This is a genomic window from Cellulomonas hominis (assembly GCF_005239125.1).
Lineage (GTDB): Bacteria > Actinomycetota > Actinomycetes > Actinomycetales > Cellulomonadaceae > Cellulomonas > Cellulomonas hominis_A.
In genome coordinates this window covers 1-4,966 of record NZ_SZYE01000235.1, presented here as the reverse complement: position 1 = coordinate 4,966, position 4,966 = coordinate 1, and the positions used below count along the sequence as shown (strand labels likewise).

The window sequence follows — 4,966 nt, the reverse complement described above, 5'->3', positions numbered from 1 at the left end:
CCGGCCCGCGCAGCGCGGCGTCGGCCAGCCGCACGGCGTCGCCCGGGCTGAGCCAGATCCCGAGGTCGAAGGTGCTCGCCGGCCGGTCGGCGCACAGGCCGATCCGCAGCGACACGACCTCGAGGCCGTACTTGTCCGCGTAGAGGCTGCCGAGCGCCTCGGCCGCCGCCTTCGACACGCCGTAGAACGAGTCCGGCCGGGCGGGCCCGTCCACGCGGGCCTCCCGGTCGGTCGGGTAGTAGCCGACCGCGTGGTTCGAGCTGGCGAGCACCACGCGGCGCACCCCGGACCGGCGCGCCGCCTCGAGCACCCGGTACGTGCCGTCCACGTTGGCCCGGCGCACGCGGGTCCAGGTGTCCTCGGACGGGATGCCGGCGAGGTGCACCACGCCGGCCGCACCGGCCAGCGCCGGGGCGAGCCGGTCGATCGCCTCCTCGTCGGTCAGGTCGACGGCGGTGAACGGCTCGTCGGTCGCGGGTGCCGGGTCGTCCGGGACGTCGGCGTCCACGAGCCGCAGCCGCCAGCCGCGGGCCCGCAGTCCGCCGTCGGCCGTGCGCAGGTAGGTCCCGATCCGGCCGGCTGCGCCGGTGACGACGACGTCTGGCTGCTCCATGCCCGGCAGTCTGCGGCCGGACCGCCGGTCGCGCGCGCCGGACCCGACCCGGGTCGCCGCGACCGGACCTCAGGCCGCCGGGTCCGCCACCCGCACCCGGTCCCGCCCGGCCGCCTTGGCCCGGTACAGCGCCCCGTCGGCGCGGGTCAGCAGGCCGGCGACCGGCTCGCCGGGGTGCCGTTCCGCGACGCCGATGCTCACCGTCAGCCGCGCACCGGGCATGAGGTCGTCCCACGCGAGGTCCGCGATCGTCGCCCGGAGCCGGTCGCAGACGTCGACCGTCCGGTTGCCGCTGAGGCCGTGCAGCAGCACGGCGAACTCCTCGCCCCCGTACCGCGCCGCGAGGTCGTCCCGCCGCAGGGACTGCTGCAGGGCGGCGGCGACCCGGACGAGCACGGCGTCCCCGACCTGGTGCGAGTAGGTGTCGTTCACCCGCTTGAAGTGGTCGATGTCGAGCAGCGCGACCGCGAAGGCGCCGCGCTCCGCCGTCCAGCGGTCCAGCTCGGCGTCCAGGGTGCGCCGGTTCGCCAGGCCCGTGAGCCCGTCGTGGGCCGCCTCGTGCGCGAGCCGGGCGTTGCGCTCCTCCAGCACCTCGGAGCGGCGCCGCTCGGCCTCGGCCTGCCGCTCCGCCTGCTCGACCTCCATCCGCGCGCCCAGGAGGGCCGCCCGGCGCTCGGCCTGCGCGTCGCCGAGCCGGACCGTCAGCGCGTGCAGCTCGCGGAGCGCGGCGAGCGCGGCGACCGGGTCGCCCAGGGCCTCGTGCGCGTCCGCGAGCACGCGGAGCAGCTCCGTGCGCTCGGCGGGCCGGCGCAGGGCGTCGCACATCGCCATCCCGGCCCGCGCCTCCGTGACCGCCTCGGGCAGCCGGCCCGCGTCGAGCAGCATCCCGGCCCGGATGCGGTGCAGCTGCAGCTGGAGCCCGGCCGCGGGGAACCGGACGAGCATGGCGCCGGCCGCGGTCAGCACCACCGCCGCGGCGTCGCGGTCGCCCGCGAGCAGGTGCGCGACCGCGGCGGTCAGCCGCGCGTCCACGGCGGTGCGGGTGAGCCCGGCGGCGTCGGCCTCGTCCACCGCCTCCAGGGCGAGGGCGAGCGCCCGGCGGGCCGACGCGCGCGCGCCCCGCGGGTTGTCGGCCACGAGCCGGCGGCTGGCCTCGACGAACGTGCGCGCGAGGTTCGCCAGCGCGATCGACGCGCGGTCGGGGTCCCCCGCGGCCAGCCAGAGGCGACGCGCCTGCGTGAGCACGCCCGCCGCCTGCGGGGCGAAGTGCGGCATCGACGTGTACACGGAGCCGAGGATGGTCAGGACGTCGGCCGTCCCCGCGACGTCGTCGGCCTCGCGGCGCAGCTCGGCCGCCCGGGTCAGCAGGTCGACGGCGTCCTCGGTGTGGCCCAGCTCGTGGTGCACCAGGCCCTGCCGGGCGAGCGCGCGGGACTGCCACACCAGCGCGCCGCGCTCCCGCGCGAGGTGCTCGGCGCGCGCCGCCCGCTCCAGCGCGCGCGGGTCCTCCCCCAGGGCGTGGTGCGCGACCGCGGCGTAGTAGGCCAGGCGCATCTCGGCGCCGCCCGCGCGCTGGTCGACGGACTCGGCGATGAGGTCCTCGGCACGGCGGACGCACGCCCCGGCGTCCGAGTCGGCGAGCAGCGCGAGCTCCTCGACCGCGGCCTCCCAGTCGGTGGGGGCGCCGGGTGGTGCGGGTGCGTCGATCGATGTGGCCGTCATGGTCCTTCGTCCCGCCCGCCGTCCATGGCGGGTCATCTGTGTGATCGGGCCCCCGACCTGCGGTGATGAGCCGATCGGCGCGTCTTTCACCCGGAGGGCGTGCGGGGACGCGGTGTGGCACCCTGTGCGCGGTGAGCACCGCCGACCCCCAGTCCCTCTTCCCGGGCAAGCAGTTCATCAGCACCGCCCTCGAGGTGCTGGAGACGAAGACGACGATGTCCGGCGGGCTGGCCCGCCGCTACCTGCAGCGCGCGGCCATGGCCGGGGTCCTGATCGGGCTGCTGTACGCCACCTACTACGCGGTCCTCGGGGCGTTCGCCGGCATCGGCGACGGCTCGGTCCGGCCCGTCGGCCGGCTGGTCGGCGCCGTGGTGTTCGGCTGGGCGCTGGTGTTCATCTACTACTCGCGGTCCGAGCTGCTCACCTCGAACATGATGATCGTCTCGATCGGGGCGTACCACCGCCGGACCAGCTGGCTGCGGGCGCTGCGCATGCTCGGCCTGTGCTACCTCGGGAACGCGGTGGGCGGCCTGTTCGTCGCGGTGCTGCTGCGCCTGTCGACGCTGGTCGAGGGGGCCCCGCTCGAGGAGATGGTCGCCTCGGTCGAGCACAAGCTCGCCTACGTCGCGGACGGGCCCACGGGCTGGGTCGACCTGCTGGTGCGGGCGGTGCTGTGCAACTTCTGCATCAACGTGGCGATGCTGCTGGTCTACAACGGCCTGATCAAGGACGACCTGACCAAGTGCCTGGTGATGATCACGTCGGTGTTCATCTTCGCGTTCCTCGGCCTCGAGCACTCGGTGGCGAACACGGTCCTGTTCACGATCGTCGGGCTGCAGGAGGGCATCGACGTCGGCCTGGCGGCCGGGAACGTCGCGATCGCGCTGATCGGGAACTTCATCGGCGGCGGGTTGCTGATCGGGCTCTACTACGCCTACGTGAACGACGACTCCCAGTGGCTGCGCCAGCAGGGTCGCGGGACGAGCACGCCGGACGACCCGCGGTAGGACGCCGCGGCGCGGCGCGGCCGGCGACGGGTACGCGGTGCAGCGGCCCGCGGGCGGTCAGCGGTAGTCCGGGCCGCCCGGCAGCCCGAACGCCTCCTCGAGCGTCGTGACCCCGCGGCGGTCCAGCTCCGCCACCAGGTCCGCCCCCACCCAGCGCAGGTGCCAGCCCTCGGGCGCGTACCCGGTGACCGCCCGGTTCTGGGCGGTGTAGCGCACGACGAACCCGAACTCCCCCGCGCGGGCGGCCACCCACCGGCCCTCGTCGGTGTCGCCGAAGCAGTCCTGGAAGTCGCAGTCGGGCCGGGTGGTGCTGCCGACGTCCACCGCCAGCCCGGTCTGGTGCTCGCTGTGCGCCGGCCGGGCGCTCACCTCCTCCGCGCGCTGCTGACCGACCCGGGCGACCAGGTCGGCGTGCACGCGCACCTGGTCGTCGTACGAGCGGTACGCGCTGCGCAGCGCGAGCGTGACGCCGTCGCCCGCCGCGGCGGCGATCATCCGGGCGAGCGGGTCGGCGACCTCCGGGCGGACCTGGTACCCGGCGACGACCGCCAGCTCGGCGGGCGCCCAGCCGGCCGGGACGAGGGGCAGCGCCTTGTTCACGACCACCCAGGGGCTCGCAGGGTCGTCGGTGGGGTGCAGCGCGAGGTCCAGCCCCGCCGGGGCGGGCGGCACCAGGGTGGTACCCGCGGCCGGGACGTCCGGCACGCCGGACGGGGTGCGCACCGTCGCCGGGTCGGCCACGTCGGTGGGAACGGGCCCGGGGAGCACGCCGAGCACCGACGGGGCGAGCGTGGGCGCGGGGGCGGGCTGCGGCCCGCGCGCGGGCGCCGCGACCGCGGGTCCGGCGGCGGGACCGGACAGGGCCGGGACGTCCTGGAGCGCGACCGCCGCGAGCAGGCCGCCGAGCACCGCGACCGAGGCCACCTGGACGGGCCGGGCGAACCGCAGCCGGGCGCCACCGCGCCGGTGCGCGCCGGGCCGAGGGCCGTGGCGGTGCTGCGGGCGCGGCGTCACGTGGTTGCTCCAGGTCCGGGGGCGGGTCAGCCCCCAGTGTCCGACGGATCGCCTCCCGAGGACAGCCCGGCGTGCCGCCTCACGTCCGCGGACGGTGCGCGGGCGTGTCGCCCGCGCCGAGATCGCGTGCCAGGGCGTCGAGGGCGGCCGTGCGGCGCCGCGGGTCGAGCTCGAGCCCTCCGTCGCTCGTGCGGCGGACCGAGCCGGACAGCACCAGCTCGTCGACCGCGTCGGCGACCCCGTCGGTCCGGGCGCGCCGGTCCAGCTCCGCGCCGGACATCGGGCGGCCCAGCACGGCGGCGAGCAGACGGGCCTTGGTGAGCGGGTCGGTGGTGCCGTCGAGCAGGGCGGCAGGTCGGGACTGGGTCGGCACGCGCGTCTCCCCCGGGTCGGGCCGCGTGGCCGGTCCGCGCGGCTCGTCGTCCAGACTGCGTGCCCGCAGCGACGGTGAGTGGTGGCCTGGGTGGCTCAGCGCGGCCGGTAGGTGGCGCGGGTGGCCCCGGTGCGTGGCGCACCGCCGGTCCTGGGTGGGACCTCCGGCCCGCGGACGGCGCCGCGGGGCTGTCGGGCCGCCGCGGCCCCGCCCGGTCCCCGCCGCCGCGCGCCCGCA

Annotated in this window: 5 protein-coding genes; 1 reads left to right on the top strand and 4 read right to left on the bottom strand. The window is 77.1% G+C overall.

The window, feature by feature from the left end; genetic code table 11:
* On the bottom strand, positions 1-613 hold a 613-nt coding region (locus FA014_RS17835), incomplete at its 3' end, for an NAD-dependent epimerase/dehydratase family protein (protein WP_154730972.1).
* A gap of 69 nt (positions 614-682) precedes the next feature.
* The gene (locus FA014_RS17830; protein WP_154730971.1) at positions 683-2,335 is read right to left on the bottom strand and encodes a GGDEF domain-containing protein; all 1,653 of its coding nucleotides are present in this window, start codon (positions 2,333-2,335) and stop codon (positions 683-685) included.
* 131 nt (positions 2,336-2,466) lie between these two features.
* Here FA014_RS17830 and FA014_RS17825 point away from each other — a divergent pair, with 131 nt between their 5' ends.
* Complete coding sequence (locus tag FA014_RS17825; protein ID WP_230323355.1) at positions 2,467-3,342, top strand: formate/nitrite transporter family protein; 876 nt, start codon at positions 2,467-2,469, stop codon at positions 3,340-3,342.
* 57 nt (positions 3,343-3,399) lie between these two features.
* Here FA014_RS17825 and FA014_RS17820 read toward each other — a convergent pair whose 3' ends face one another.
* Together FA014_RS17820 and FA014_RS20240 are read right to left on the bottom strand one after the other, a co-directional pair.
* Entirely contained in the window at positions 3,400-4,356 is a 957-nt protein-coding gene (locus FA014_RS17820; protein WP_195969356.1) for a D-alanyl-D-alanine carboxypeptidase family protein, read from the bottom strand.
* A gap of 79 nt (positions 4,357-4,435) precedes the next feature.
* Complete coding sequence (locus FA014_RS20240) at positions 4,436-4,729, bottom strand: hypothetical protein (protein ID WP_195969355.1); 294 nt, start codon at positions 4,727-4,729, stop codon at positions 4,436-4,438.
* Positions 4,730-4,966: the final 237 nt, after the last annotated feature.

What these genes read in the sequence shown, in the direction of transcription:
- FA014_RS17830 (WP_154730971.1), bottom strand. Translation starts at nt 2,335, where the DNA reads ATGACGGCCACATCGATCGACGCACCCGCACCACCCGGCGCCCCCACC.